The following is a 25,298-nucleotide window of genomic DNA, read 5'->3' as shown; positions in this document are numbered from 1 at the left end:
GCCGTCCTCCCCCCGCGCCCTTCCACGGAAACCTCAACCGCCCGAGATTTTTTCTCATTCCCGGACCGCCGCCCCGGTATGGCGGAGCGCCTCACCCCGTCTTACAGCCGGTTTACGGCCGAAAAGGGCAGGATGGAGCTCATCCACGACAGACCTGCCCGTGGGCTGCCCGCAATCGGGTGACGCGGGTGGACAGAGGAAGGACAAGCGACGTGCGCGTACTCGTCGTCGAGGACGAGCAACTGCTCGCCGATGCGGTGGCCACGGGGCTGCGCCGGGAGGCCATGGCCGTCGACGTCGTGTACGACGGTGCGGCCGCCCTGGAGCGCATCGGCGTCAACGACTACGACGTGGTCGTCCTCGACCGCGACCTCCCCCTCGTGCACGGCGACGACGTCTGCCGCAAGATCGTCGAGCTCGGCATGCCCACCCGGGTGCTGATGCTCACCGCTTCGGGCGACGTCAGCGACCGCGTGGAGGGTCTGGAGATCGGCGCCGACGACTACCTCCCCAAGCCGTTCGCGTTCAGCGAGCTCATCGCGCGCGTACGCGCCCTCGGCCGGCGCACGAGCGTGCCGCTGCCGCCCGTCCTGGAGCGCGCCGGGATCAAGCTGGACCCCAACCGCCGTGAGGTCTTCCGGGAGGGCAAGGAGGTCCAGCTCGCCCCCAAGGAGTTCGCCGTCCTGGAGGTGCTCATGCGCAGCGAGGGTGCCGTGGTCTCGGCCGAGCAGCTCCTGGAGAAGGCCTGGGACGAGAACACGGACCCCTTCACCAACGTCGTGCGCGTGACCGTCATGACCCTGCGCCGCAAGCTCGGAGAGCCCCCGGTCATCGTGACCGTGCCCGGCTCCGGATACCGGATCTGATGACCGTGTCGCCGACACCCGCACCGCCCATGGCACCTCCCAAGCCCACGTGGGACCCACGCCGTCCGGAACTCGCGTTCCCGTTGCTGCGCCCGACCATCCGCATAAGGCTCACGCTGCTGTACGGCGGCATGTTCCTGATCGCCGGCATCCTGCTGCTGTCGATCATCTATCTGTTCGCTGCGCATGCGCTCAACGTGGGCAGCGAACTGCCGTTCAAGATCCTCTCGGGTCAGGTCGCCAGCGACACCTGCAACTTCCCCGCGTCCCCCACGGCGAACGAGCTCAACAACGCCATGAACGCGTGCGTGAACGAGCAGCGCCAGCACGCCCTCGACAACCTGCTCAGCCGTTCGCTGCTGGCCCTCCTGGGCCTTGCGGTGATCGCCTTCGCCTTCGGCTACGCGATGGCCGGCCGTGTGCTCTCGCCGCTCGGCCGGATCACCCGTACCGCGCGTGCGGTGGCCGGCTCGGACCTGTCCCGCCGTATCGAGCTGGACGGCCCCGACGACGAGCTGAAGGAGCTGGCGGACACCTTCGACGACATGCTGGAGCGGCTGCAGCGGGCGTTCACCGCCCAGCAGCGCTTCGTAGGGAACGCCTCGCACGAGCTGCGCACCCCGCTGGCGATCAACCGCACGCTCCTCGAGGTGCACCTGTCCGATCCGGCGGCGCCCGTCGAGTTGCAGCAGCTCGGCAAGACGCTGCTCGCCACCAATGAGCGTAGTGAGCAGCTCGTGGAGGGCCTGCTGCTGCTCGCCCGCAGCGACAACCAGATCGTCGAGCGCAAGCCCGTCGATCTGGCGGAGGTGGCGTCCCAGGCCGTCGACCAGGTGCACGCCGAGGCGGAGGCCAAGGGCATCGAGATCCGCGGCCGGCGCGTCCCGGCGGTCGTCCAGGGCAATGGAGTCCTGCTGGAGCGGATCGCCCTGAACCTCGTTCAGAACGCGGTGCGTTACAACATCCCGGAGGGCGGCTGGGTCGAGGTGACGACCGAGCTCCAGCACGGCGAGGCCGTGCTGGTGGTCTCCAACACCGGACCGGTGGTCCCCGCCTACGAGATCGACAACCTCTTCGAGCCCTTCACCCGGCTCCGTACGGAGCGCACGGGCAGCGACAAGGGCGTGGGGCTGGGTCTGTCGATCGCGCGGTCCGTGGCGCGCGCCCACGGCGGGCACATCAGCGCGCAGCCCCGGGAGGGCGGTGGACTGGTGATGCGCGTCACCTTGCCCACCTGAGAAGGGCGTCGGCTCGGTCGGATGTTCGCTTTGCGCAGAATTTTCTGATCCGGGACCTCGATTGTCCTTGTGTGATCGATCACAGCGAAGTTTTTCCAGCCATCTACTCTCTGTGATCGTTCGGGTGCCCATAAAGCCTAAAAATCCGGGTTTTCCCGGGCCTTGATCACGGGAAGTACACGGTGAGATGCCTTTGTACTGGGGCACACGGACCGTGTACGGTCCCGTTCGCCATCCAACCCGATCACCCTTGAGGAGTCCGGTTGGGTGTCGATTGAGTAACAGACCTTGATGTGAGGCAAAATCTCCGCCTCGAGGCGGGCACAAGTCCGGCCTCTCACGCGTTACGTGCGCTGGAGACACCCGCAGACACCCAGAGGGGGAGAGCGAAATGGCAACCGACTACGACACCCCACGCAAGACCGACGACGATGTCGACTCAGACAGCCTTGAGGAGCTGAAGGCCAGGCGGAACGACAAGTCCGCTTCTGCCGTCGACGTCGATGAGTTCGAGGCCGCAGAAGGCCTTGAGCTGCCGGGCGCAGACCTCTCGAACGAGGAGCTGGCCGTCCGTGTGCTGCCGAAGCAGCAGGACGAGTTCACCTGCATGAGCTGCTTCCTGGTGCACCACCGCAGCCAGCTGGCCCGGGAGAAGAACGGTCAGCCGATCTGCCGCGACTGCGACTGAGGACGGGTCGGCCGTGACTGGCTCGACCCCTCCGCGGAAGCGCCGCTTCCCGCACAGGGGAGCGGACCTGGAGCCCTCCGAGGGTTCCCGTGGCGCACGTGACGACGAGCGGGGCTCTTCCGATCCGGGAGCAGCCTCGCTCGAACCGGCACAAGCCTCCACGGCCCCGGAAGGGCCCGAGGTACCGGCCCGACCGCCGGTACCCGTGTGGCAGCGCCGTGCGGCCGCCGTCCGGGACGGGGTCCAGGAAGGCGTCCGCAAGGGCGGTGGCTGGGCCAAGGTGGCCCTGGTCAACCTGACCGACCGGGTCATCGAGACGGCCCCGCGGATCCCCGTCCGTGACCTCGCGACCCTCCGTAGGCAGTTCCCCGGCCTCGGGCCCGAGGAACTGGCCGACAAGCTGGTCGCGGGCGCCGCGAGGGGGACGGCCACGGTCGGGGCCGGCATCGGGGCCGCGGCGATGCTGCCCGTGCCGCCTGCCATGCCGACCGAACTGGCCGCGGAGATCACCGGCGTCGCCGGGGTCGAGATCAAACTGATCGCCGAACTGCACGAGGTGTACGGGCGGCGGCCGGCCGGGAACCTCGCCCAGCGCAGTACCGCCTATCTGCGCTCGTGGTCGGGCGAGCGCGGCATCGACGTGACCAGGCCGTCGACCATAGACACGGCCCTCGGTGGTCAGGTGAAGCGCAGACTGCGACAGCAGATCACGAAGCGGGTGGTGCGCGACCTGCCCAGTCTCATGCCCTTCCTGGTGGGCGCCGCGGTGGGGGCGGTCATGAACGGGCAGGACACCCGACGGCTCGCGGATCGCGTCCGGTCGGACCTGCGCAAGGTGCAGGTGCCGTGGGAGGCCCTGCCGGAGCTGCCGCCGCTGGAGCAGCCGAAGGACGCCCTGCCGCCGGGGTACTGACGGGCCGGCGCGGTCCCGCTGTCACCCCCGCGCCCGGGCCGCCTTGATCGCGGCTGCCAGCTTCTCCGGCTCCCTGGTCGACAGATACAGGTACGGCGTCGGGTCCTGTGGGTCTGTCACCTCGACCTTGAGAGCGGTCGGGATGTAGGCGCGCAGGAGCATGAAGGCGCGCGTGTTGGCCCTGTAGGTGCGCCAGGCACGGGCCTCCTCCGCGTCCAGGATCTCCGAGTCGCCGAGCGCCGACACCGGGATCTTCGCCTCGCCGGCGATCAGCGAGTCGCCCACCACGCGGATGCGGAGGGAGCCGTACGAGCTCGCCACCACCGCGGCGGCGGCGGTGCCGCCGACCAGCCCGCCGAGCAGCGGCAACGTGCCGAAGGGGAGCAGGATCAGGGCCAGCGCGACACCGGTCAGGAGGCACATCAGCCACCAGGACCGCGGCGCGGTGAGACGTTCTTCGTACGGCGGCGCGGAGAGCTGCATGAAGCCAAGCTTGGCACGGTGTCCGAAGCACGCTCACGCGCGGGTAAGGTCTGCGCCTGTGAGTGGTACTTCCGCAGCTCTGACGCCTCCCGACCACGCCGTGGCGCCCGTACGGCACCCCGATGCCCCGGCACCGGGCGAACTCCTCGGCGCCCACTACGGGCAGTGCTTCGGATGCGGGGGAGAGCAGCCCCACGGGCTGCACCTGCAGGCGCGGGCCGGTGAGGACGTCTCCATCACCGCCGAGTTCACCGTCCAGCCCGCACACCAGGGAGCGCCCGGCCTGGCCCACGGCGGGGTCCTCGCCACCGCCCTGGACGAGACCCTCGGCTCGCTGAACTGGCTGCTGCGCACCATCGCGGTGACGGGACGGCTGGAGACCGACTTCGTCCGGCCGGTCCCCGTGGACACCGTGCTGTATCTGGAGGCCGAGGTGACGGCTGTGGCCGGACGGAAGATCTACTCGAGGGCGACCGGGCGGATCGGCGGCCCGGACGGGCCCGTGGCCGTCCGGGCGGAGGCCCTCTTCATCGAGGTGAAGGTCGACCACTTCATCGACAACGGCCGCCCCGAGGAGATCCAGGCGGCCATGAACGACCCGGACCGGCTCCGGCGCGCACGAGCCTTCGAGGTGAATCCGTGAGCAGCGACCCCGTGAACGTGCTGATCCGGCGCGTCGACCCCGACGTACCGCTTCCGGTGTACGCGCATCCCGGCGACGCCGGAGCCGATCTGCGCACCACGGAAAGCTGCGAGCTCGAGCCGGGAGAGCGGGCCGTACTTCCCACGGGTGTGTCTGTGGCGCTCCCCGAGGGGTACGCGGCCTTCGTGCATCCACGGTCCGGTCTCGCCGCCCGCTGCGGTGTCGCCCTCGTGAATGCCCCGGGGACGGTTGATGCCGGGTACCGTGGGGAGATCAAGGTGATCGTGGTGAATCTCGACCCGCGCGAGTCCGTGCGGTTCGAGCGCTTCGACCGGATCGCCCAATTGGTCGTCCAGCAAGTCGAGAGGGTCCGCTTCCAGGAGGTGGCGGAGCTTCCCGACTCGGCGCGGGCCGCAGGGGGCTTCGGGTCCACCGGCGGTCACGCCGCAATGGGCGGCACAACGGGTGGGAATCGATACGCTTCGGTCGTATCCGACCGGGAAGGACAGTGACGTGTTCGGACGTCGCAACAAGAAGGATGCCGCCGAGGACGCGGCCGGCGAGGCCGAGCAGGTCGTCGACGGTGTCGACACTGAGGCGGACGAAGAGGTCGAGCACGAGCGCGTGAGGCTCGAACCGGAGCCCCGGCCCGACGGCCCCTGGGACAGCACCGAGGTCCGGGAGCCCGGCGAGGGCCGGGTGGATCTCGGCGGTCTGCTCGTGCCCGCGGTCGAGGGCATGGAGCTGCGGGTCGAGGTCGCGGGAGACGCGATCGTCGCGGCCACCGTCGTCCTGCGGGACAGCGCGGTCCAGCTGCAGGCCTTCGCCGCGCCCAAGCGCGAGGGCATCTGGGGCGAGGTGCGCGAGGAGATCGCCAGCGGCATCACCCAGCAGGGCGGCATCGTCGACGAGGTCGAGGGACCGCTGGGCTGGGAGCTGCGCGCTCAGGTACCGGTGCAGCTGCCGGACGGCACGGGCGGATTCCAGGTCGTGCGGTTCATCGGTGTGGACGGTCCCCGCTGGTTCCTGCGCGGTGTGATCTCCGGTCAGGGTGCCGTGCAGCCGCAGGCGGCGGGCCTGCTCGAACAGATCTTCAGGGACACGGTCGTGGTCCGCGGCGAGGGCCCGATGGCGCCCCGCGATCCGATCGTCCTGAAGCTGCCCAACGACGCGCAGATGGTGCCCGAGGGCGTGCAGCAGGAGGAGGGCTCCCGCTTCTCGGGCGGCATGGGCCAGTTGCAGCGGGGACCCGAGATCACCGAGGTCCGCTGACAGCTTCGCGTACACAACCGACACGAGGCCGTACCCCGCAAGGGGTACGGCCTCTTCGTGTGCGGCCCCTTGACGGTCAGTTGGTCTGTACCTATGGTCTCCGGCCAACGCGAGCGTTCAACAATACGCTCATCGTTCACATACAAGAACGGATGGCTGTCGTATGCGCGCTGCACCCCCACGTCGTCGCCGCACATCCCGGGCCTTGCTGTTCGTCACGTCGGTCGCCGTGCTGGCGGCCGGTCTCCTCCTGCCGGAGCCCCCCAGCGCCGGCGCCGCCCCCGTCACCTTCGTCCATCCCGGAGTCACCGTCTCCGGGGGCCAGCTGGACTTCGCCCGTGCCAAGGTGAACGCCGGCGCCCAGCCCTGGAAGGCCGCCTTCGACCAGATGATGGCGAGCAAGTACGCCGATCTGAACCGCACCCCCAAGCCCCGCGCCACCGTCGAGTGCGGCTCGTACTCGAACCCGGACTACGGCTGCACCGACGAGCGCGAGGACGCGATCGCCGCGTACAGCGACGCCCTCGCCTGGTACATCACCCGCGACGACCGGTACGCGCAGAAGTCCATCCAGCTGATGGACGCCTGGTCGGCCGTCATCAAGGAGCACACCAACAGCAACGCGCCCCTGCAGACCGGCTGGGCGAGCTCGTCCTGGCCCAAGGCGGCGGAGATCATCAAGTACACGTACACCGGCACCTGGGCCAACTCCGGGCGCTTCGCCACCATGCTCCGCGACGTCTACCTGCCGAAGGTGATCGGCGGCTCCAACTCCAACGGCAACTGGGAGCTGTCCATGATGGAGGCCGCCGTCGGCATCTCCGTCTTCCTCGAGGACAGGACGTCGTACGACCAGGCGATGGCGCGGTTCCGCACCCGCACGGCCGCGTACGTCTATCTCGCTTCCGACGGCGATCTGCCGAAGACCGTGCCGAGCCAGCACCTCGACACCAGGGACAAGATCGTCTCGTACTGGCAGGGGCAGTCGACCTTCGTCACGGGGCTCACCCAGGAGACCTGCCGCGACTTCACGCACACCGGCTACGGCATCTCCGCCATCTCGCACGTCGCGGAGACCAGCCGGATCCAGGGGCAGGACCTGTACGGCACCGACGTCGGCGAGCGGCTGCGGCAGGCGCTCGGCTTCCAGTCCAGGTACCAGCTGGGCGCGGCCGTGCCCAGCTGGCTGTGCGGGGGCTCGCTCACCCTCGGCCTCGGACCGGTCACCGAGGTCGGCTACAACGCGCTCCACAACCGCCTGGGCATCGCGATGACCAACACCCAGGCGCTGACCGAGCGGAACCGACCGGCCGGCAGCAACAACCTCTTCGTGGCCTGGGAGACCCTCACGCACGGGGACAACCCCTCCTGAACCGCGTACGGCGGCCGTGGCTCCGCTGCCTCGGAGCCCGGCCGCCGTACCGTCCGCAGGGGCTCGGCGGACGCATCAGGGTTGCGTCAAAGAGGCCCTGGCCGAGGTACCCCGTCCCATTTGCCGTGATTATTGGCCGTAAAGTCGACGCAGCGTACGCAGGTGTGATGGGAAGACAATGGGGCCATGGGACGCGGCAAGCTTCGGATCTACCTCGGTGCGGCACCCGGCGTGGGCAAGACATACGCCATGCTGTCCGAGGCACACCGGCGCGTCGAGCGCGGCACGGACTGCGTGGTGGCCTTCGTCGAGCACCACGACCGCCCGCGCACGGGGGTGATGCTGCACGGCCTGGAGCAGATACCCCGCAAGGAGCTCGTCCACCGCGGCTCGGTCTTCACCGAGATGGACGTGGACGCGGTCCTGCGCCGTGCCCCCGCCGTCGCCCTGGTGGACGAGCTCGCCCACACGAACATCCCCGGCTCACGCAACGCCAAGCGCTGGCAGGACGTCGAGGAGCTGCTGGCCGCCGGGATCGATGTGGTCTCGACCGTCAACATCCAGCACCTGGAGTCCCTCGGCGACGTCGTCGAGTCCATCACCGGCATACGGCAGCGCGAGACCGTACCGGACGAAGTGGTGCGGCGTGCTGACCAGATCGAGCTGGTCGACATGTCGCCCCAGGCGCTGCGCCGCCGGATGGCGCACGGCAACATCTACAAGCCGGACAAGGTCGACGCGGCCCTGTCCAACTACTTCCGGCCCGGAAACCTGACCGCCCTGCGGGAGCTGGCCCTGCTGTGGGTGGCGGACCGGGTCGACGAGTACCTGACCGCGTACCGCAGTGAGCACCATGTGTCGAAGATCTGGGGTTCGCGCGAGCGGATCGTGGTCGGGCTCACCGGTGGCCCCGAGGGACGGACCCTGATCCGTCGGGCCGCGCGGCTCGCGGAGAAGGGCGCCGGCGGCGAGGTGCTGGCCGTCTACATCTCCCGCACCGACGGGCTCACCTCGGCCTCGCCGAAGGAGCTCGCCGTCCAGCGCACCCTCGTCGAGGACCTGGGCGGCACCTTCCACCATGTGGTGGGCGAGGACATACCCGCGGCGCTGCTGGACTTCGCCCGCGGCGTGAACGCGACCCAGATCGTGCTCGGCTCCTCGCGCCGCAAGACCTGGCAGTACATCTTCGGACCCGGCGTCGGCGCGACGGTCGCCCGCGAGTCCGGCCCCGACCTCGACGTGCACATCGTCACCCACGAGGAGGTCGCCAAGGGACGCGGCCTCCCGGTGACCCGCGGGGCGCGCCTCGGCCGTACACGCATCCTGGCGGGCTGGCTGGTCGGCGTCGTCGGGCCGGTCGTGCTGGCCCTGCTGCTGATCGCCGTGCACCTCGGTCTCGCCAACGACATGCTGCTGTTCCTGGCCCTGACCGTGGCGGCGGCCCTGCTCGGGGGGCTCTTCCCGGCGCTCGCCTCGGCCGCGCTGGGCTCCCTGCTGCTGAACTACTACTACACGCCCCCGCTGCACCGGCTGACGATCGCCGACCCGAGGAACATCGTCGCCATCGTGATCTTCGTCGGCGTCGCCGTGTCGGTGGCCTCGGTGGTGGATCTCGCGGCCCGGCGCACCCACCAGGCGGCCCGGCTGCGCGCCGAGTCGGAGATCCTCTCCCTCCTCGCGGGCAGTGTGCTGCGCGGTGAGACCAGCCTGGACGAGATTCTCGAACGGGTGCGCGAGACCTTCGCCATGGAGTCGGCGGCGGTGCTGGAACGCACCAGCGAGCTCGATCCCTGGACCTGCGCGGGCAGCGTGGGCCCGGGCGCGCCGACCGGACGGCCGGAGGACGCCGACGTGGACGTGCCGGTGGGCGACAACATGGCGCTGGTGCTGTCCGGGCGGGTACTGCCGGCCTCGGACCGCCGGGTGCTGGCCGCCTTCGCCGCACAGGCGACGGTGGCCCTCGACCGCCAGCGCCTGCGGCAGGAAGCCGAACAGGCCCGCGCGCTGGCCGAGGGCAACCGGATCCGCACCGCCCTGCTGGCGGCCGTCAGCCATGACCTGCGCACCCCGCTCGCGGGCATCAAGGCCTCGGTCACCTCACTCAGGTCGGACGACGTGGAGTGGTCGGAGGAGGACCGCGCCGAGTTGCTCGCGGCGATCGAGGAAGGGGCCGACCGGCTCGACCACCTGGTGGGCAACCTGCTGGACATGTCCCGGCTGCAGACCGGCACCGTCACCCCGCTGATCCGGGAGGTCGACCTGGACGAGGTCGTCCCGATGGCGCTCGGCGGTGTACCCGAGGACAGCGTGGAACTGGACATCCCGGAGACCCTGCCGATGGTCGAGGTGGACGCCGGACTCCTGGAGCGCACGGTCGCCAACCTCGTCGAGAACGCGGTCAAGTACGGCCCCCTGGGGACGCCCGTGGGGGTCTCGGCGAGCGCCCTCGCCGACCGCGTGGAGGTTCGTGTCGTCGACCGCGGTCCGGGTGTGCCCGACGACGCGAAGGAACGGATCTTCGAGCCCTTCCAGCGGTACGGTGACGCTCCGCGCGGTGCCGGCGTCGGCCTCGGCCTGGCGGTCGCCCGCGGCTTCGCCGAGGCCATGGGCGGCACCCTGACCGCCGAGGACACCCCCGGCGGCGGGCTCACGATGGTGCTCACACTTCGGGCCGTGGAGAGTGTTCTCGGCCTTGAACGACTCGCTGAACCAGAAAGGCAAACCACATGACCCGGGTGCTCGTGGTCGACGACGAGCCGCAGATCGTGCGCGCCCTCGTGATCAACCTGAAGGCGCGCAAGTACGAGGTCGACGCGGCCCCCGACGGCGCGACCGCACTCCAGCTCGCCGCCGCCCGCCACCCCGACGTCGTGGTGCTGGACCTCGGGCTGCCGGACATGGACGGCGTCGAGGTGATCAAGGGCCTGCGCGGCTGGACCCGGGTGCCGATCCTGGTGCTGTCCGCACGCCACTCCTCGGACGAGAAGGTCGAGGCGCTCGACGCGGGCGCCGACGACTACGTCACCAAGCCGTTCGGCATGGACGAGCTGCTGGCCCGTCTGCGCGCCGCCGTCCGCCGTGCCGAGCCGACCGGCGGCGGTGACGACGACGTGATGGTGGAGACCGACGGCTTCACGGTCGACCTGGCCGCGAAGAAGGTCAACCGCGACGGCAAGGACGTACGCCTCACCCCCACGGAGTGGCATCTGCTGGAGGTGCTCGTCCGCAACACCGGGCGCCTGGTCAGCCAGAAGCAGCTGCTCCAGGAGGTGTGGGGGCCGTCGTACGGGACGGAGACCAACTATCTGCGGGTCTACATGGCCCAGCTGCGACGGAAGCTGGAGACGGACCCCTCGCACCCCAAGCACTTCATCACCGAACCCGGCATGGGCTACCGGTTCGAGAAGTGAGCCGGGCCCCCCGGGCGGTGCCTCGGGTACGCCGGTGCGAGGCGTCCCCCGGTAGGCTTTCGGTATGACTGCTGTCCCCCGCTCCGAAAGGCCGGTCGGCCGGCTCCGCCGCATGCTCGACCGTCTCTCCTCCTCGCAGGAGGAGCTGGATTCGGAGGAATTGCGGGAGGACGCCGAGACCACCGGCTGTACGCGGATCGGGGACTGCCACGACCGGCAGATCGTCACGGTTACTGGTACGTTGCGCACGGTCACGCTGCGCCCGCGGGCCGGTGTGCCGGCGCTGGAAGCCGAGCTGTTCGACGGTTCGGCCGCCCTGGACGTGGTGTGGCTGGGCAGGCGCTCCATCGTCGGGATCGAGCCGGGACGCAAGGTGATCGCGTCAGGCCGGATCTCGATGAGCCGGGGCCGCAGAGTCCTGTTCAACCCGAAGTACGAACTCAGACCACTCGGACGGGAGTAGCCGGTGACGTCACTCGAGAAGCCGACCGAAGACGCCCAGCACGATTCGCGGGCGGTGACGGAGGCCGCGCTCTTCGAGGCGTTCGGCGGGGTCCGCGGCATGGTCGAGACCGTGGTGCCGGGCCTCCTGTTCGTCACCATCTTCACGATCAACAAGGACCTGCACCTGTCGGCGATCGCCGCGCTCGCGGTGTCGCTGCTGCTGGTGGTGGTACGCCTCGTCAGAAGGGACACCGTCAAGCACGCCTTCAGCGGTGTGTTCGGTGTGGCGTTCGGCGTGGTCTTCGCGATGATGACCGGCAACGCCAAGGACTTCTATCTGCCGGGCATGCTCTACACCCTCGGCCTGGCCCTCGCCTACATCATCACCACGCTCGCCGGGGTCCCCCTGATCGGCCTGATCCTCGGCCCGGTCTTCAAGGAGAACCTCTCCTGGCGCACCCGCAACCCGGGACGCAAGAAGGCCTACGCCAAGGCCAGCTGGGCCTGGGGACTGATCCTGCTCGCCAAGTGCGCGATCCTCTTCCCGCTGTACTGGTGGGCCAACACCGCCCAGCTCGGCTGGGTGCTGGTCACACTGAAGATCCCGCCGTTCCTGCTCGCCGTCTGGATCACCTGGGTGTTCCTGGCGAAGGCACCGCCGCCGATCGACGTCTTCGCGGAGATGGAGGCGGAGGAGAAGGCCGAGAAGGCCGAGAAGGCCGAGAAGGAGCGGACGGCCGCGGTGGCGGAGCACGAGGCCGCCGCGGGCCGGCATCGCCGGCAGTCCTGAGCCCTGTCGCCGGACTCCCGCCTGCGTCGCCCCGCAGCCGGGGGTCGCGTCCCCCGGGGCCCCTTCGCCCTGAACGGTTTCCTTCTCGAACACCGGACGACGGACTGACGCGGGGCCCCGGACGTGTCCGGGGCCCCGCGTCGACCGCGATCCGGACTAGGCGTCCTCGCGCCGCACCGAGAGCAGCTCCTCCAGCTGCTCCTCACGGGCCTGGGCCGCCACGAACAGCAGCTCGTCGCCCGCTTCCAGCGAGTCCTCCCTCGACGGGGTCAGGACCCGGGTGCCGCGGATGATCGTCACCAGGGACGTGTCCTCCGGCCACTGCACGTCGCCGACCTGCGTGCCGGCCAGGGCCGACTCCGGGGGCAGCGTGAGCTCGACCAGGTTGGCGTCGCCGTGGCTGAAGCGGAGCAGCCGGACCAGGTCGCCGACGCTCACCGCCTCCTCGACCAGCGCCGACATCAGACGCGGCGTGGAGACCGCCACGTCGACGCCCCATGCCTCGTTGAACAGCCACTCGTTCTTGGGGTTGTTCACCCGGGCGACGACGCGCGGGACGCCGTACTCCGTCTTGGCGAGCAGGGAGACGACCAGGTTCACCTTGTCGTCGCCCGTCGCGGCGATCACCACGTTGCAGCGCTGCAGCGCCGCCTCGTCCAGGGACGTGATCTCGCAGGCGTCGGCCAGCAGCCACTCCGCCTGGGGCACGCGCTCCACCGAGATCGCGGTCGGCGCCTTGTCGATCAGCAGGACCTCGTGCCCGTTCTCCAGGAGCTCGCCCGCGATCGAACGGCCCACGGCACCGGCACCGGCAATGGCGACCCTCATCAGTGACCGCCCTCCCTTTCAGGGCCCTCGGCGAACGACGTCTCGACCTTCTCGACGTCGTCCGTCCGCATCATCACGTGCACCAGGTCGCCTTCCTGCAGCACCGTCTGGGACGTCGGCAGCATCGTCTCGCCGAGCCTGGTGAGGAACGCCACGCGGACGCCCGTCTCCTCCTGCAGCTTGCTGATCTTGTGGCCGACCCATTTCGGCGAGGCGTGCACCTCGGCGAGCTGGACACCGCCGGTGGGGTCCCGCCACAGCGGCTCGGCGCCCGACGGCAGCAGCCGGCGCAGCATCTGGTCCGCGGTCCAGCGGACCGTGGCGACGGTCGGAATGCCGAGCCGCTGGTAGACCTCGGCGCGGCGGGGGTCGTAGATACGGGCCGCGACGTTCTCGATGCCGAACATCTCGCGTGCCACGCGCGCGGCGATGATGTTCGAGTTGTCGCCGCTGGAGACGGCGGCGAAGGCGCCGGCCTCCTCGATGCCCGCCTCGCGCAGGGTGTCCTGGTCGAAGCCGACTCCGGTGACACGACGGCCGCCGAACCCGGAGCCCAGTCGTCGGAAGGCGGTGGGGTCCTGGTCGATCACGGCGACCGTGTGCCCCTGTTGCTCCAGGGTCTGGGCAAGAGCGGATCCCACTCTTCCGCAGCCCATGATGACGATGTGCACGACCGTCCTTCCGATGTCAATGGTCACGGCTCAGTCGAAACGCCAAAGACAGGGTCTCAGACCGCCGACCAAGCTACACATGCGCGGTCTGCCCGGGGCACCCCTGTGACACGCGCCGGACCGCTTTGTGTGCTGTGCGGGAGCCGGTGCCGCGAGCACCGGGGAAGAGTCAGGAATCCGGCGCCGGCGAGTGCCGCCCCGGTGCCGGGTCGTTCCACGGTCGTGTGCGCAGAAGTGTGCGGCGGCGGCCGCGGACGGGAGTTCGCCGTCAACCCGTGTGCGACCGGTCACCTGCGGAATCCGCAGCCCGGCCGCTGTGAGATCGCACTCGTGAGGCAGATCTCCATCAGCGGGTGGAGGGCTCCCGGTACGAGCCCTTACGATCCTCTGTTGTGTCCAAACTGACCGACGTGCCCAAACGCCTTCTCATCGGGCGCGCCCTGCGCAGTGACCGGCTCGGGGAAACGCTGCTGCCCAAGCGCATCGCCCTCCCCGTCTTCGCCTCCGACCCCCTGTCCTCCGTGGCCTACGCGCCCGGAGAGGTGCTGCTGGTCCTGTCCATCGCGGGCGCGTCGGCCTACCACTTCAGCCCCTGGATCGCCGTCGCGGTCGTCGTGCTGATGTTCACCGTGGTCGCCTCCTACCGGCAGAACGTGCACGCCTACCCGAGCGGTGGCGGCGACTACGAGGTGGCGACCACCAACCTCGGCCCCAAGGCCGGGCTCACCGTCGCCAGCGCGCTGCTCGTCGACTATGTGCTCACGGTCGCCGTGTCGATCTCCTCGGGCATCGAGAACCTGGGCTCCGCGATCCCGTTCGTCGTCGAACACAAAGTGCTCTGCGCGGTCGCCGTGGTCGTGCTCCTCACGCTGATGAACCTGCGCGGGGTCAAGGAGTCCGGCACGCTGTTCGCCATTCCGACGTACGTCTTCGTCGCGGGCGTCTTCATCATGATCGTGTGGGGCGCGTTCCGCGGGCTGGTGCTCGGCGACACCATGCGGGCGCCCACGGCCTCGTACGAGATCAGGGTCGAGCACCAGGGCCTGGCCGGCTTCGCGATGGTCTTCCTGCTGCTGCGCGCCTTCTCCTCCGGCTGCGCGGCGCTCACCGGTGTCGAGGCGATCTCCAACGGCGTCCCGGCCTTCCGCAAGCCCAAGTCGAGGAACGCGGCGACCACGCTGGCGATGATGGGCCTGCTCGCCGTCACCATGTTCTGCGGCATCATCGCGCTGGCCATGACCACCAAGGTCCGCATGGCCGAGAACCCCGCCGCCGACCTGCTCCACCACGGTGTGGCGCTGGGCTCCGGCTATGTGCAGAACCCGGTGATCTCGCAGGTCGCCGAGGCCGTGTTCGGCAAGGGCAGCTTCCTGTTCATCGTGCTCGCGGCGGCGACCGCGCTGGTGCTGTTCCTCGCCGCGAACACGGCGTACAACGGCTTCCCGCTGCTCGGCTCGATCCTCGCCCAGGACCGCTATCTGCCGCGCCAGCTGCACACCCGCGGCGACCGCCTCGCCTTCTCCAACGGCATCGTGCTGCTCGCCGGCGCGGCCAGCCTGCTGATCTTCATCTACGGCGCGGACTCGACCCGGCTGATCCAGCTGTACATCGTCGGCGTGTTCGTCTCGTTCACGCTCAGCCAGACCGGCATGGTCAGGCACTGGAACCGTCACCTGGCCATCGAGCGGGACCCGGTCAAGCGCCGTCACATGCTGCGCTCCCGCATCATCAACACCTTCGGCGCCTTCTTCACCGGCCTGGTCCTGGTCGTCGTCCTCGTCACGAAGTTCACGCACGGCGCCTGGGTCGCCCTGCTCGGCATGTGCATCTTCTACGCGACGATGACCGCGATCCGCAGGCACTACGACAGCGTCGCCGAGGAGCTCGTGGCCCCCGAGGGCCCCAGCGACGACAGCGTCCGCCCGTCGCGGGTCCACTCGGTGGTGCTCATCTCCAAGATCCACCGGCCCACGCTGCGCGCCCTCGCCTACGCCAAACTGCTGCGCACGGACACCCTGGAGGCGCTCAGCGTCAACGTCGACCCGGCGGAGACCAAGGCGCTGAAGGACGAGTGGGAGCGGCGTGGCATCGATGTGCCGCTGAAGATCCTGGACTCGCCCTACCGCGAGATCACCCGCCCGGTGATCGAGTACGTGAAGAGCCTGCGCCGCGAGTCCCCGCGCGACGCCGTGTCCGTGATCATCCCCGAGTACGTGGTGGGCCGCTGGTACGAACACCTGCTGCACAACCAGAGCGCGCTGCGGCTCAAGGGCCGGCTGCTGTTCACACCGGGCGTCATGGTGACCTCGGTCCCGTATCAGCTGCAGTCCTCGGAGGCCGCGAAGCTCAGGGCCCGCAAGCGGCAGGACTGGAACGCTCCGGGTGCGGTGCGCCGGGGCCCGGCGGAGGAACGGGCCAGGGAGACGTCGTCTTCGCAGGGCTGAGGCCGCTGTGGTGAACGGCCGGGTCGCACCCACGTAGACTGGTGGGCTGTCGTCCGGCCGTGCCGGTCTCGCAGTCGTCCCCCCTCTCGTATCTGGAGTCGTCCCGCCATGCAGGCAGAACCGAAGAAATCGCTGGTGGGGGAGGAGTACGAGGTCGAGATCGGCCCCGTCGCCCACGGTGGCCACTGCATCGCCCGTACGGAGGCCGGCCAGGTCCTCTTCGTCCGGCACACGCTGCCCGGCGAGCGAGTCGTGGCGCGGGTGACGGAGGGCGAGGAGGGCGCCCGCTTCCTGCGCGCGGACGCGGTGCGCGTGCTGGAAGCCTCCAAGGACCGCATCGAGGCACCCTGCCCGTACGCGGGTCCCGGCCGCTGCGGCGGCTGCGACTGGCAGCACGCCAAGCCGGGCGCGCAGCGCCGCCTCAAGGGCGAGGTGATCGCCGAGCAGCTGCAGCGGCTCGCGGGCCTCACTCCCGAGGAGGCGGGCTGGGACGGCACGGTGGTGCCGGCCGAGGGCGACAAGGTTCCGGCGGGCGAGGTGCCGCAGTGGCGCACCCGGGTGCAGTACGCGGTGGACCCCTCCGGAAAGGCGGGCCTGCGCAGGCACCGCTCGCACGAGGTGGAACCGGTCGACCACTGCATGATCGCCGCCGAGGGCGTCAGTGAGCTGGGCATCGAGAAGCGGGACTGGACGGGCATGGACTCGGTCGAGGCGATCGCCGCGACAGGCTCGCAGGACCGCCAGGTGATCCTCACACCGAAGCCGGGCGCACGACTGCCGCTGGTGGAGCTGGACCGGCCGGTGTCGGTCCTGCGGGTCGACGAGAAGACGGGTGGCGTCCACCGTGTCCACGGTCGGCCCTTCGTCCGCGAACGTGCCGACGGCCGTACGCATCGTGTGGGCGGCGGCGGTTTCTGGCAGGTCCACCCGAAGGCGGCGGACACGCTGGTGACGGCCGTGATGCAGGGGCTGCTGCCCCGCAAGGGCGAGATGGCGCTGGACCTGTACTGCGGCGTCGGCCTCTTCGCGGGCGCGCTCGCCGACCGGCTGGGCGACATGGGCGCGGTGCTCGGCATCGAGTCCGGCAAGCGTGCGGTGGAGGACGCCCGGCACAACCTGGCGGACTTCGACCGCGTCCGGATCGAACAGGGCAAGGTCGAATCGGTTCTGCCGCGCACCGGCATCACGGAGGTCGACCTGATCGTCCTGGACCCGCCGCGCACCGGCGCGGGCCGCAGCACGGTCGCCCATCTGTCGACCCTGGGCGCGCGCCGCATCGCCTACGTGGCATGTGATCCGGCCGCGCTGGCACGGGACTTGGCGTATTTCCGGGAAGGCGGGTACCAGGTGCGGACGCTCAGGGCGTTCGACCTTTTCCCGATGACTCATCATGTGGAGTGCGTCGCCATTCTCGAGCCGGTTCGATAGGCCGTCCGACCTGCGGTTTCCGGTGGTTCGGTGGCGGGCTGCGTGCCGGCGCCACTGGGCCGCTCGACGCGCGGATGACACTAATCCTGAGCGCCCGTCAGTTGTAGAGGGCGGGTGCGCGAGCGCGGGCGAGCCCAGCAACCAAAATTGGCGGAGTGTTGACCCGCGGACGTCCCGACGGCGGTGTGCCGCGACCGCATTGTTGGTTAGGGTCCGGAATAGGGCCTGTTCGAATGCTCTTGGCAGGGTGATGGACAGGCTGGGGGGTTCGGGGTTCACGGGCTGATGGCTCCCGCGCGGGAACCAAGTCAGACACGACGGGGGGGCTCGTTGGTGGGGAGTTGGCGCCTGCAGAAGCCGAAGACCCATGTCGGCGGGCGGCAGCGGGCAGTTCTCGGGGGGATCCGGAACACCCTCTACCGATCACGGCACAACACCACAGGCCGACCGGACGCGGTGGGCGGGTGACCGGGCGGTCGGCGCCCGCGGTGCTGCCTCCGTCGGTGCGCGGGTGGCTCGGGCGGGTCGCGGCTCTCGCCGCGCTGGTGGTCGCCATGCTAGGGGTCCTGTTTGCCGACGACAGCGAGCCCGGCACGGTGGACGTGCGGATCGGGGCGGCGGTGGACGGGGTGGGGCCGCCTTGGTGGTACGTCGCCCGGGCCATGGACTTCTTGGGGGAGCCCGGAGAAGCGGCGACGCTGGTCCTGACCGTCGTGACGGGCTGCCTGCTGCTTCGGCGTCCTCGCGTGGCGGTGCTCGCCGTTGCCGGCGTCGGCATGAGCGTGGGGACGGCGACGCTGCTCAAGTCCCTGGTGGGACGCACCATCCACGGCGGGCACCTGTCCTACCCCAGTGGGCATACCGCCTTCGTCACCTCGCTCGCCCTCGTGGTGGCGCTGCTCGCGACCGGACGGCTCGGCCTCGGCAGGACGGCCGGCACGTCACTCGTGCTCGCCGCAGGGCTGGTTGCCGGCGCCGCCATGGGCTGGGCGCAGGTCGCCCTGGGCGCGCACTACCCGACCGACGTCCTCGGCGGCTGCTGCACCGCGCTGGCGGTGATACCGACGACCGCCTGGCTGGTCGACCGGACGGCCGACGCCGGCCGCCGGGAGCGTCGCTGACGTCACGTCACGCCAAGCGGCGGAATACGGGCTTCACCGGTCGTCCGGCCAGCCAGGGGGTGGGTCGGGTCGGAGCCGTTCTTCGCGAACTTCACCATCTCGGCGGTCGGCACCGTGGCCAGGAAGCGTTCCGCGGCTTCGACCTGCACGATGGACGGTCACACGGAGTTGCTGCCGCGGTCGAGTTCCCGTCGCACCGCCTCGACCACGCGTGGGTCGGTGTGGCCGAGGCTGACCGACCGCAGGCCGGAGCCGTACTCGATGTAGCGGTTGCCGTCGATGTCGCATACGTGGGCGTCGCGGCCGTGGCTGATGACCGGGGCCAAGTCTTCGGTGCCTCCTGTGTCCACGCCGACCTCAGCTCTCCTTTTGCTTCAGGACCTCGGCGAGGCTCGGCGCCTTTCGGTCCCGCTGGGACATCGAGGTGACCGGCAGCGGCCAGGGAATGGCGAGCTCCGGGTCGTCGAAGGCGATCGTCACGTCCTCGGACGGATCGTGCGGGCGGTCGATCCGGTACGAGGTGTCGGCGGTTTCGGTCAGCGCCTGGAAGCCGTGCGCGCACCCCGCCGGGATGTACAGGGTCGCCTGCGTCTCGTCGGACAGCTCGAAGAAGGCCCGGCCCAGGTAGGTCGGCGAGTCCGTCCGCAGGTCCACGACGACGTCGAAGATCCGCCCGTACGAGCACCGCACCAGCTTGGCCTCGCCGGCGCCGGAGCGCAGGTGCAGGCCGCGCAGGACGCCCCGGACCGAGCGGGACAGGCTGTCCTGCACGAAGGCGTTCGGGTCGAGGCCCACCGAGCGGACCACGTCTGCGTCGAAGGTGCGGGAGAAGAAGCCGCGCTCGTCGGCGTACGGCGTCGGCTCGAACAGGTACGCCCCGGCGATCGCCGGGACTTCGGTCGCTTTCATCGAGCCTCCCGCAGGACGTGGGTGTGGTCGGTCGCCGGGAACAGGGCCGCGGTCAGCTCGGTGAACTGGTCCTCGAGGCGCCGGGCGGCGACCTGGTTCTGCTCGGTGAGGGTCCGCCGTAGCTCCGCCGATCGGTTCTCCAGCGCCCGGAACTGCTCGAGCAGCCGGTCGGCGTCGACCTCGCGAGCCGGGTGGCAGTACGCGCCCAGCCCCATCTGAGCCATCAGCGCGTCGCTCTTCGCCGCATAGCTCAATGCGAGTGTCGGCGTGCCGACCTTCAGCGCGCAGATCAGGTTGTGGTATCGGGCCGCCACCACGGCGTCGGCAGCCGCCATCTCCTTCATCAGGTCGGCCAGCGAGGACGCCCGGGAGGCGGTGACCAGCGGCGAGTCCACCGCGTCGAGGATCGCGTCGACCGCCGTCATGTCGAGCTCGTCGCCGACGAGCAACCGGACTGGCCTTCCGGCCTCGACCAGCGTGCGGACGAAGCGGGTCATCCCGTCGAGGTAGCGCCGGTTGATCTCCTCGGCCCGGGCCCGGTCGTCGTTGCTTCCGTAGTAGGCCATGACGCCGACGCAGACCGGGCCCCGGTCGCCCTCGGGTGCGCCCGCCCGCGGCGTCGGCAGGGAGAACACGAGGTCCGAGTAGACCCCGTCGCGCGCGGTGTCGACGCCCATCGCCCGTATCGCGTCGCGGGACACGGTGTCCCGGTAGGACCGGTAGGCGGCCAGCCGCGCCGACCAGCGGACCAGGGCGCGGGTCGGCCGGTGGCCGATCGCGTCGGCGCCGACGCCGACCAGTGCGACCCTGGTGCCGAACAGCCGCCCGGTCGCGCAGAGCAGGAACATCGAGTACGGGAAGCCCCACGCCCGCAGCGGCAGCGTGGTCTCCAGGACGCCCGCGCCCGGCACGATCACGACATCGTGCCGGCGTACCCAGGCGGCGACGCGGAAGGCGTCGACGAGTTTGCCCAGGCCCTTCGCCGCGATCGCGCCCGCGCGCGACGCGGTGCGGTACTCCCCGCGGTTCCAGTGCAGCCGCGTCGCGGGGATCCCGTACCGGGCCGTGACGACCTCGGGTCCGCCGCACAGCGCGTCCACGGCCGCCTCCGGGTGCTCGGCGCGGAGGTACCCGAGCAGGGCCTCCAGCGACCCGTCGTTGCCGAGGTTGCCGGAGCCGAGCACACCGCACACCCCGACGCGCACCCCGGTCCTGTTCGCAGACGTCATGCCTGTCTCCCTTCACGGCCGGCGACGAGGGCGTCGACGGAGACGGTCAGCCGGGCCGGGTCGACCGGTGCGCGGTCCTCGACCCGCTCGCCGGCTCCGGGCCTGACCCGGCTGGTCATCCAGGCGAGCAGGTGGCGGTGGCACGCGCGTCGCTCGGCCGGGGAGAGCGGCGCCCGCCGGATCGCCGCGAAATAGCCCCAGACGTACTCGGCGAGCAGCCGGGGCGTCGGGTGCAGCCGCCCTGCCCGACGCGGGTCCAGGTTGACGCACCGGGACCGCTTGCCGGGGTGCGCGCGCTCGGCGCGGGTGGGGTGGTCGCGGCGGAAGTACAGCACCTCCGGCACCTGGTGGAAGGGCCCGTGCAGGCCGATTTCGGCGGTGAAGACGCGATCCGCGTGGTGGTAACTGTCGAGCGGCTTGACCCGGCGCAGGACCTCGGCCCGTACCACCCCGTACATGTCGTCGCCGCCGGGCTCGAACAGCATGCTGCGAAAGCGCTCCGACGGGCGCGGGGAGTCGGTGGCGAGCCCGTACTCGTACGGGACCCTGACCTGGCTGTCGCCGTCGATGACGGCTTCTCCGGCGTGCGCGAGGACGACCTCCGGCCGCTCGTCCAGCGCCTCCACGCAAGCCCGCAGCAGGTCCCGGGCGTACAGGTCGTCGTGCGAGACCCACTTGAACAGCTCGCCGCGGCTCTCGGCGAACACGCGGTGGTGGTTCGGCGCGGCGCCGATGTTCCGGGGCAGCCGGGTGTACCGGATGCGCGAGTCCCGTGCGGCGTACCGGCGGCAGATGTCCGCGGTCCCGTCGGTCGAGGCGTTGTCGGAGATGAGGAGTTCGAAGTCCTCGTAGGTCTGGCCGAGCAGGGCGTCGAGCGCCTCGGCGAGGTACTCCTCGCCGTTGTACACCGGCAGACCGATGCTCAGCCGGGGATGTGCGGTCATGCGGTCCTCACTTCACGGATCGGGTTCTTGCGGTGTTCGCGCAGGACGGACCGCAGTTGGAGCCACCACAGGGCCGAGCCGGTGACGGTCGCGGCGGCGACGCCCCAGGCCGAGCCGACCGTGCCGGCCGCCGCGGCGCCGCCGAGCCCGCCGCCGACGTAGAGGACGGAGGTGATCAGCTGACAGCGCAGGCTGCGCCGGGCCGCGCCGTGCGCGCGCAGCCCCACGGCCGCGCCGACGCCGAGGCTGGAGCCGGCGACGCCGAGCGTGGCCGGCACGATGATCGCCGAGGCCGAGTGCCAGACGGCGCCGAGCACGAACACGCCGGCCCGGTCCGGCAGCAGCAGCAGCGCCGCGCCCCAGAGCAGCGCGCCGGCGGCCTGCCCGCCGCCGATCAGGAGGCAGAACATGCCCAGCCGGTCCGGGGCCCGCCGCAGCACCCGTGCCGCCTCCGCGACGGTGGCCAGCGACAACCCCATGAGCACCGCGAGGAACGGGCCGAGCAGGAGCTCGGTGCCCCGGACCGTACCCACCGCGCCGACCCCGACGATCGCGCCGAGTCCGTACGCCCGTAGTTGCCGCGCGCCGCTGAGGCCGACGTTCTCGACCAGGTACCGATAGCCGAGGTCGCGGTGGTCACGGAGCCACCCGCGCACTCCGGTCAGCTGGGGCCTGATGCGGGACTGGAGACAGCCGTAGCCCGCGGCCACCGCGGCGGACAGGCCCCAGGCGAGCACGAAAGCGCCCACGCCGCCGACGCGGGCCGCCACTATCATGGCCGGGACGAGTGCGACGCCCCACACGACGTCGTTGACGAACGCCTTCCGCCCGACGCCGGCGGCGAAGAACGAGAACCGCCAGGCGTCCTGGAGCAGCAGCGCCGGCAGGGTCACGCCGAGGCAGGCGAACGCGATTCCCACCCGGCCGCCCGCCCCCAGCCCGGCCACCAGGCACACCGCTCCGACGGCGGCCCCGACGCCGAGCGCGGTACCCGACGCCCGGGCCGCCGCCGCGCGCCAGGACGCGGCCGGCACGCCGCTGAAGCGCACCATGAGCGGGTCGGTGGCCAGCCCGCGCGAAACGCTGAGCAGCACGCCGTAGGTCACCCAGACCAGGCTGAACACGCCGAACGAGGCCAGCCCCAGCGAGCGGGCCACGTACGCCCCCACCAGGAAGTTGCTCAGGCTGGAGGCCGCCTGGTCGGCGAGTCCCCAGGACAGCCGGCCGGCCATGGCCCGTGTGGCGGACCGCCGGGCCTGTCCGGCCGGGGCCGCCGGGGCTGTCGTCCCGCTCTCGGTGGTCATCGGCCTTCCTTGAGCAGCCCGGCTTCGTGCAGGGCGTCGGCCGCGACGGCGACAGTGTCGAACGGCAGCCCGGACCGCTCGGCGACGTCCAGCAGACTGTGCTCGCCGTCGGAGAGGCTGAGCACCCAGAGCATGGCCATCTGGGCCTGCTTCGCGTCGCTGCGGCCGCCGAGCGAGTCGTACAACCCACGCCGGCCCAGCTGCGGCTCGCCGTAGGGGCTGAGGTTGACGTACCGCCGGTCGCGGTCCAGCACGGCGAACGCCTCGCGGCAGACAGCGAGGGTGTCCGCCATCGCCCCCGGGGAGACGAAGTCCGGATTGTCCGCCGAAGTGTGGTATTCCGGGTAGCCGGCGTACGGAGTCCGGCTGAGCGAGCCGACGCCCAGATCGAAACCGGGCGAGCAGAACTGCCGTTCGTCGTAGCCGTACGGGGTGAACTCGGTGATGCGGTGCGGGCGTTCGGAGCCGGCCAGCACGTGCTGCATCACCCGGTCGATCTCCGCGTCGCCGCGCCTGCTCTGCTTGTACGTCAGCCGGCCCGGGTCGCCGGCGCAGGCCAGCACCAGCCCGTGCTTGACCCGTTCCACCCGCTCCGCGTTGCGGGCCAGCCAGGTGATCGCACCGATGGTGCCGGGCGCGAACAGGAATCGGTAGGTGTAGTACGGCGTCCGCTCCGCCAGCGCCCGGGCCAGGAACACCGCCACCGCGATGCCGGCCAGGTTGTCGTTGGCCAGCGACGGGTGGCATACATGGCAGGAGACGATCACCTCGTCGGCGACCTGCCCCGGTACCACGTGCTCGGCGTAGGTGAGGTGGCCGTCGGCGAGTGTGGAGTCGACGCACACCTCGTACTCGCCGTCCGGCAGCGCGTCCAAGGTCTCCTGGGTCAGGCAGAACCCCCATTCCGGCTTGTAGTAGCTGGTGCGGTACGGCACCCAGGCCGGATGCTCCGGCAGGGTGTGCAGGTGTCCACGCAGCTCGGCCAGCGGCATGGTCGCCGACACCGGCACGCTGTAGCCGAGCACGTGCAGGCTGGACGCGGCGAAGTCGACGACCCGCTTGCCGGCGGTGTCGGCGATGTACGCGTCCCGGATGTTCCACTCCTGCGGCACCGTCCAGTCGAGCACCTGAGTCCCGGTCGGCACCTCGTGCACCTGGAGCGGAACGTACTCGCCGACGATCTCCAGGGTGGCGCGCACACCGTCGCCGGTGATGCTCCGGCACAGCGGGTACAGCCGCTCCACCAGCGCGTGCATCTCCTCGCCCACCGAGGTCATCGGCGCCACCGCAGGGTGTCGTCGACGGCGCCGGCGTCAGAGGCCGCGCGCAGCACCGCGAGCCGGGTGAAGCGCTGCGTGAAGTCCTCCTTGTCCAGCCCGAACTTCCGGTAGGCGTCGGCGAGTTCGAGCGCGCCGTCCTTCACCGTCCACTCGCAGTCGAAGCCGGGAACCGCGGCGCGGAACCGGGAGAAGTCCACCCGGTACGACCGCGGATCGGCACCGGTCTCCCCGGTGATCACCACGCGCGAGCCGGACACCGCCTCGGCGACCTGCCCGGCGATCTCGGCGACCGTGACATTGTTGGTCTCGCTGCCGATGTTGAACGCCCGGTCGTGCACTGCCTCCTGAGGTGCCGTCAGCGCTGCCGCGAAGGCCCGTGCGATGTCGGCGGCGTGCACCAGCGGGCGCCAGGGGGTGCCGTCGGAGAGCACCAGCACCTCGCCGGACAGGAGCGCGTGGCCCACCAGGTTGTTCAGCACGATGTCGGCGCGGAGCCGGGGCGAGTAGCCGAAGGCGGTGGCGTTGCGCATGTACACCGGTGTGAAGTCGCCGTCGGCCAGCGCGTGCAGGTCGTCCTCCACCCGCACCTTGGACTCCGCGTACGGCGTCACCGGGCGCAGCGGGGCGTCCTCGGCCACCAGGTCGTCGCCGCCGGCGGCTCCGTAGACCGAGCAGGTCGACGCGTACAGGAAGCGTCGCACCCCGGCGTCGCGGGCGAGCCGGGCCAGCCGCACGGACGCGTGGTGGTTGATGTCGTAGGTGAGCTCCGGCGCCAGCGATCCCAGCGGGTCGTTGGAGAGCGCCGCCAGGTGGATCACGGCGTCCACCCCGGTCACGTGGTCGGCCGTGACGTCGCGCAGGTCCACCCGCGCCCCCGGCGGGTCCGCGGGCGTCGGGCCCAGCACGCAGTCGGCGAACAGTCCGGCGTCGAGACCGACGACCTCGTGCCCGGCGGCCGTGAGGACCGGGGCCATGACGGTGCCCAGGTAGCCCTGGTGCCCGGTCAGCAGTACGCGCAAGG

Annotated in this window: 24 protein-coding genes and 1 pseudogene; 15 read left to right on the top strand and 10 right to left on the bottom strand. The window is 70.7% G+C overall.

The features are described from left to right. Window positions 1–212 precede the first annotated feature (212 nt). The 4 genes from ABZ904_RS03335 (at window position 213) to ABZ904_RS03320 (ending at window position 3,705) form a co-directional block, all read left to right on the top strand. Complete coding sequence (locus ABZ904_RS03335; RefSeq protein WP_055494404.1) at window positions 213–866, top strand: response regulator transcription factor; 654 nt, start codon at window positions 213–215, stop codon at window positions 864–866. 5 nt (window positions 867–871) lie between these two features. After that, window positions 872–2,104, top strand: a complete 1,233-nt coding sequence (locus ABZ904_RS03330) for a HAMP domain-containing sensor histidine kinase (RefSeq protein ID WP_359394652.1) — start codon at window positions 872–874, stop codon at window positions 2,102–2,104. Window positions 2,105–2,495: 391 nt separating this feature from the next. Continuing rightward, on the top strand, window positions 2,496–2,792 hold the full coding sequence (locus ABZ904_RS03325; protein ID WP_003993510.1) for a DUF4193 domain-containing protein: 297 nt from the start codon (window positions 2,496–2,498) through the stop codon (window positions 2,790–2,792). A 13-nt stretch (window positions 2,793–2,805) separates the two neighbouring features. Beyond that, window positions 2,806–3,705 carry a hypothetical protein gene (locus ABZ904_RS03320; RefSeq protein ID WP_361820852.1) on the top strand — a complete coding sequence of 300 codons (900 nt, stop codon included), beginning with the start codon at window positions 2,806–2,808 and terminating at the stop codon, window positions 3,703–3,705. A gap of 21 nt (window positions 3,706–3,726) precedes the next feature. Here ABZ904_RS03320 and ABZ904_RS03315 read toward each other — a convergent pair whose 3' ends face one another. Next, complete coding sequence (locus ABZ904_RS03315; protein ID WP_361820849.1) at window positions 3,727–4,188, bottom strand: DUF3093 domain-containing protein; 462 nt, start codon at window positions 4,186–4,188, stop codon at window positions 3,727–3,729. 58 nt (window positions 4,189–4,246) lie between these two features. Here ABZ904_RS03315 and ABZ904_RS03310 point away from each other — a divergent pair, with 58 nt between their 5' ends. The 8 genes from ABZ904_RS03310 (at window position 4,247) to ABZ904_RS03275 (ending at window position 12,119) form a co-directional block, all read left to right on the top strand. Then, the gene (locus ABZ904_RS03310; RefSeq protein ID WP_360989720.1) at window positions 4,247–4,831 is read left to right on the top strand and encodes a PaaI family thioesterase; all 585 of its coding nucleotides are present in this window, start codon (window positions 4,247–4,249) and stop codon (window positions 4,829–4,831) included. After that, complete coding sequence (dut, locus tag ABZ904_RS03305) at window positions 4,828–5,343, top strand: dUTP diphosphatase (RefSeq protein WP_359394612.1); 516 nt, start codon at window positions 4,828–4,830, stop codon at window positions 5,341–5,343. Before ABZ904_RS03310 ends, dut begins: the two co-directional genes overlap by 4 nt. 1 nt (window position 5,344) lies before the next feature. Next, window positions 5,345–6,103, top strand: coding sequence for a DUF3710 domain-containing protein (locus ABZ904_RS03300; RefSeq protein ID WP_359394614.1), 759 nt, complete (start codon window positions 5,345–5,347; stop codon window positions 6,101–6,103). A 163-nt stretch (window positions 6,104–6,266) separates the two neighbouring features. Beyond that, complete coding sequence (locus tag ABZ904_RS03295; protein ID WP_361820845.1) at window positions 6,267–7,475, top strand: alginate lyase family protein; 1,209 nt, start codon at window positions 6,267–6,269, stop codon at window positions 7,473–7,475. Window positions 7,476–7,661: 186 nt separating this feature from the next. After that, window positions 7,662–10,205: a sensor histidine kinase KdpD gene (locus ABZ904_RS03290; RefSeq protein ID WP_359394618.1), complete on the top strand. Its 2,544-nt coding sequence runs from the start codon at window positions 7,662–7,664 to the stop codon at window positions 10,203–10,205. Continuing rightward, entirely contained in the window at window positions 10,202–10,885 is a 684-nt protein-coding gene (locus tag ABZ904_RS03285) for a response regulator (protein ID WP_360989728.1), read from the top strand. Before ABZ904_RS03290 ends, ABZ904_RS03285 begins: the two co-directional genes overlap by 4 nt. 64 nt (window positions 10,886–10,949) lie before the next feature. Continuing rightward, window positions 10,950–11,348, top strand: a complete 399-nt coding sequence (locus tag ABZ904_RS03280) for an OB-fold nucleic acid binding domain-containing protein (RefSeq protein ID WP_359394623.1) — start codon at window positions 10,950–10,952, stop codon at window positions 11,346–11,348. 3 nt (window positions 11,349–11,351) lie between these two features. After that, the gene (locus tag ABZ904_RS03275; RefSeq protein ID WP_360989731.1) at window positions 11,352–12,119 is read left to right on the top strand and encodes a DUF3159 domain-containing protein; all 768 of its coding nucleotides are present in this window, start codon (window positions 11,352–11,354) and stop codon (window positions 12,117–12,119) included. A 156-nt stretch (window positions 12,120–12,275) separates the two neighbouring features. On the opposite strand, the gene ABZ904_RS03270 is transcribed toward ABZ904_RS03275, so the two are convergent. Further along, on the bottom strand, window positions 12,276–12,947 hold the full coding sequence (locus ABZ904_RS03270) for a TrkA family potassium uptake protein (protein ID WP_359394627.1): 672 nt from the start codon (window positions 12,945–12,947) through the stop codon (window positions 12,276–12,278). Next, window positions 12,947–13,618, bottom strand: a complete 672-nt coding sequence (locus ABZ904_RS03265; protein ID WP_359394654.1) for a TrkA family potassium uptake protein — start codon at window positions 13,616–13,618, stop codon at window positions 12,947–12,949. The genes ABZ904_RS03270 and ABZ904_RS03265 overlap by 1 nt, the downstream gene beginning before the upstream one ends. A 392-nt stretch (window positions 13,619–14,010) precedes the next feature. Between ABZ904_RS03265 and ABZ904_RS03260 the strand changes: the two genes are divergently transcribed. From ABZ904_RS03260 to ABZ904_RS03250, 3 genes are all read left to right on the top strand, one after another. Next, window positions 14,011–16,062 (top strand): APC family permease, encoded by a 2,052-nt coding sequence (locus ABZ904_RS03260; RefSeq protein WP_360989735.1) that lies wholly within the window; start codon window positions 14,011–14,013, stop codon window positions 16,060–16,062. A 108-nt stretch (window positions 16,063–16,170) separates the two neighbouring features. Then, window positions 16,171–17,490, top strand: coding sequence for a TRAM domain-containing protein (locus tag ABZ904_RS03255; RefSeq protein WP_359394631.1), 1,320 nt, complete (start codon window positions 16,171–16,173; stop codon window positions 17,488–17,490). Window positions 17,491–17,954: 464 nt separating this feature from the next. Next, complete coding sequence (locus ABZ904_RS03250; RefSeq protein ID WP_359394633.1) at window positions 17,955–18,611, top strand: phosphatase PAP2 family protein; 657 nt, start codon at window positions 17,955–17,957, stop codon at window positions 18,609–18,611. A gap of 68 nt (window positions 18,612–18,679) precedes the next feature. On the opposite strand, the pseudogene ABZ904_RS03245 reads toward ABZ904_RS03250, so the two are convergent. The 7 genes and pseudogenes from ABZ904_RS03245 to ABZ904_RS03215 form a co-directional block, all read right to left on the bottom strand. Beyond that, window positions 18,680–18,943: pseudogene (locus tag ABZ904_RS03245) on the bottom strand (aminotransferase class III-fold pyridoxal phosphate-dependent enzyme); the annotation flags it as partial. A 25-nt stretch (window positions 18,944–18,968) separates the two neighbouring features. Beyond that, complete coding sequence (gene rfbC, locus ABZ904_RS03240) at window positions 18,969–19,520, bottom strand: dTDP-4-dehydrorhamnose 3,5-epimerase (RefSeq protein ID WP_359394635.1); 552 nt, start codon at window positions 19,518–19,520, stop codon at window positions 18,969–18,971. After that, complete coding sequence (locus ABZ904_RS03235) at window positions 19,517–20,749, bottom strand: polysaccharide pyruvyl transferase family protein (RefSeq protein ID WP_360989742.1); 1,233 nt, start codon at window positions 20,747–20,749, stop codon at window positions 19,517–19,519. The genes rfbC and ABZ904_RS03235 overlap by 4 nt, the downstream gene beginning before the upstream one ends. Then, window positions 20,746–21,693 (bottom strand): glycosyltransferase family 2 protein, encoded by a 948-nt coding sequence (locus ABZ904_RS03230; protein WP_360989745.1) that lies wholly within the window; start codon window positions 21,691–21,693, stop codon window positions 20,746–20,748. Before ABZ904_RS03230 ends, ABZ904_RS03235 begins: the two co-directional genes overlap by 4 nt. Further along, complete coding sequence (locus ABZ904_RS03225) at window positions 21,690–22,997, bottom strand: hypothetical protein (RefSeq protein WP_360989748.1); 1,308 nt, start codon at window positions 22,995–22,997, stop codon at window positions 21,690–21,692. The genes ABZ904_RS03230 and ABZ904_RS03225 overlap by 4 nt, the downstream gene beginning before the upstream one ends. Then, window positions 22,994–24,283 carry a DUF4910 domain-containing protein gene (locus ABZ904_RS03220; RefSeq protein WP_361820837.1) on the bottom strand — a complete coding sequence of 430 codons (1,290 nt, stop codon included), beginning with the start codon at window positions 24,281–24,283 and terminating at the stop codon, window positions 22,994–22,996. The genes ABZ904_RS03225 and ABZ904_RS03220 overlap by 4 nt, the downstream gene beginning before the upstream one ends. Then, window positions 24,271–25,296: an SDR family oxidoreductase gene (locus ABZ904_RS03215; RefSeq protein ID WP_359412408.1), complete on the bottom strand. Its 1,026-nt coding sequence runs from the start codon at window positions 25,294–25,296 to the stop codon at window positions 24,271–24,273. The genes ABZ904_RS03220 and ABZ904_RS03215 overlap by 13 nt, the downstream gene beginning before the upstream one ends. Window positions 25,297–25,298 lie beyond the last annotated feature (2 nt).

The organism is Streptomyces sp. NPDC046900 (genome assembly GCF_040644975.1).
Lineage (GTDB): Bacteria > Actinomycetota > Actinomycetes > Streptomycetales > Streptomycetaceae > Streptomyces.
The sequence above is the reverse complement of the archived record's forward strand: the minus strand, read 5'-3'. Positions and strand labels throughout refer to the sequence as shown.